Annotated in this window: 1 protein-coding gene; it reads left to right on the forward strand. The window is 71.6% G+C overall.

The window, feature by feature from the left end; genetic code table 11:
* The first annotated feature begins 179 nt into the window (after nt 1–179).
* Nucleotides 180–1,634 carry a DUF2079 domain-containing protein gene (locus tag ACFQ79_RS40700; RefSeq protein ID WP_383593433.1) on the forward strand — a complete coding sequence of 485 codons (1,455 nt, stop codon included), beginning with the start codon at nt 180–182 and terminating at the stop codon, nt 1,632–1,634.
* The last annotated feature ends 40 nt before the right edge of the window (nt 1,635–1,674 follow it).

Consider the following 1,674-nt stretch of genomic DNA (forward strand, 5'->3'; position numbering starts at 1 on the left):
GACCTGTCCCGGCGGGCCGCCCTTCTCCGTGGCCTGTCCGGGGAGCCGTCCTCCGCCGTGCTCTGTCCCGGGGAGTCGCCCTCCGCCGTGCCCCGGACCACTCCGTGATCGATCCGCCGATCGAGTGGACTCTGGTCTAATGGGTTGCTCTTTTGTCGACCACTGGTAGTGGGGGCGTGGTGTTGGACGTACAGAACAGGTCCGCCGAGGAGGCCGACACCGGCACTCCGGGCGTCACCGGCACCGAGTCGCCGGACGGACTCGCGCCGGCCCCGCTCCGCCCGTACCTGATCCTCGCGGGCGTCCTGTGCGGCCTGTACTTCCTCTACTCCTGGGTGCAGTACGCGCACTTCCGCACCCCCTCCTGGGACCTCGGGATCTTCGGGCAGTCCGTCCGGGCGTACGCCGAGTTCCGGGCCCCCGTCGTCGACATCAAGGGCCCCGGCTTCCACATACTCGGGGACCACTTCAGCCCCGTCACGGCGCTCCTCGCGCCCCTGTACTGGGTCTGGTCCTCGCCGGTCTCGCTGCTCTTCGCCCAGGCCGCGCTCTTCGCCCTCGGCTCCGTCGTCGTCGGCCGCACCACCCAGCAGATCCTCGGCAGCCGGGCCGCCGGCATCGGCCTCGCCCTCGCGTACGGGCTCTCCTGGGGGCTCCAGGAAGCCGTCAAGTCCGACTTCCACGAGATCGCCTTCGCCGTCCCCATGCTCGCCCTGACCTGCCGGGCCCTGCTCCTCGGACGCTGGACCGCGGCGGCCGCCTGGGCCGCCCCGCTCGTCCTCGTCAAGGAGGACATGGGCCTCACCGTCTCGATGGTCGGCGTCGTCCTCTTCCTGAAGGGGCAGAAGCGACTCGGCGCGGCCCTGGCCGGCTTCGGCGCGGCGGCGTTCGCGCTGACCGTCCTCGTCCTGATCCCGGCGGCGAGCCGGGTCGGCGAGTACGACTACTGGTCGAAGATCGAGAAGACCGGGCAGGGCACAGAGACCTCGTTCGGGCAGGTCATCGGCGACGCGCTCACCTCGGGCGAGCGCTGGGAGATGGTGGTCTTCCTGCTCGCGATCACCGGCTTCCTCGCCCTGCGCTCCCCGCTGGTCCTGCTCGTGCTGCCCACGCTCGGCTGGCGCTTCCTCTCCCAGGACCCCAACCACTGGGGCATGCACTGGCACTACAGCGCCATCCTCATGCCGGTGGTCTTCCTGGCCCTGGTGGACGGCGTCCGCTCCGTGCGCACCTCCCCGCGCGCGTGGCTCGCCTCGTACGGGAAGGTCGTCGTCCCGGTGGCGACGGCGGTCGCGCTGGTGCTCGCCGCGAACCTGCCGCTGCGGGAGCTGACGAAGCCGGAGACGTACCGGACGGACGTGCGGGCCGAGCAGGCGCGGGCGGCGGTCGACGCGGTGCCGGAGGGCGCGAGCGTGGAGGCGGACGTCTCGCTCCTCGCCCACCTCACGGCGGACCACCGCGTCTACTGGGTCGGCACGTCGAAGGGCGCCACCCCGGACTATCTCGCCTTCGACCTGCGCGGCTGGTCGCAGCAGGTCACGGACCCCGAGCAGCTGGCTTCGCAACTGCATCCGGAGGCGCGGTACGAGATCACCCACCGCTCGGACGGCTTCGCGGTCCTCAAGCGGGTCTGAAGCGCCGGACATGGCTGGGGCCCGGTTCCGTACGGAACCG

Source organism: Streptomyces sp. NPDC056480, assembly GCF_042795405.1.
Taxonomy (GTDB): domain Bacteria; phylum Actinomycetota; class Actinomycetes; order Streptomycetales; family Streptomycetaceae; genus Streptomyces.